The organism is Vibrio sp. 1078-1 (genome assembly GCF_033340475.1).
Genome location: NZ_JAWOWM010000310.1, coordinates 1 through 726, shown reverse-complemented (window position 1 = coordinate 726; position 726 = coordinate 1). Strand labels below are relative to the sequence as shown.

The 726-nt window shown below is 44.9% G+C and carries 1 protein-coding gene; it reads right to left on the bottom strand.

The genetic code is table 11. The features are described from left to right. The coding region (locus tag R7190_RS27275; protein ID WP_318137856.1) for a class I SAM-dependent methyltransferase at positions 1-726 on the bottom strand (726 nt) is incomplete at both ends.

Genomic DNA, 726 nt, shown 5'->3' with positions numbered 1-726 from the left:
CACTTTACAAGCAAAGCCTTTTAGGTAGAAACCTTCTGGGTATGCCGTATCGGTTGGGTGATCTGCGGCTTGTTCAAAGCGCTCAACAAATTTCACTTGGCGGTTTGCGTCTACCGCTGCGTCAGCAATGATTTTTTGGAACAAAACTTGGTCCATTAAGCCAGAGCAAGAGTAGGTCAGTAGCGTGCCACCAGGTTTTAGAATTTGCATCGCCAACATATTGATGTCTTTGTAACCACGACATGCGCCATTTAGTTGCGCTTTGCTTTCTGCAAACTTAGGTGGATCCATGATAACCACATCAAACTGAGTACCTTGGTCACGGTATTCACGAAGCAGTTTAAATACATCTGCGTTTAAGAAAACAGCGCGCTTTTTCGAGATATCAAACTCGTTCAGCTCTGCATTGTATTTTGCTGTGTCCAATGCTGGCTGAGATACATCCGCATTAATTACGCGTTTTGCGCCGCCTTTCAGTGCGTAAAGACCAAAGCCACCCGTGTAAGAGAAGCAGTTCAGTACTTCTTTATCTTTAACGTACTTCATTGCTTGTTGACGACTGTCACGCTGGTCTAGGTAGAAGCCCGTTTTATGTCCCCCTACAATGTCGACACTGATTTTTACGCCGTTTTCTTCGATGACGACAGATTTTGGAGGCATTTCACCGTGCAATACGCCAGTGGTCTCTTTCAAACTTTCTTTCTTACGTACTGCTACGTCAGAACG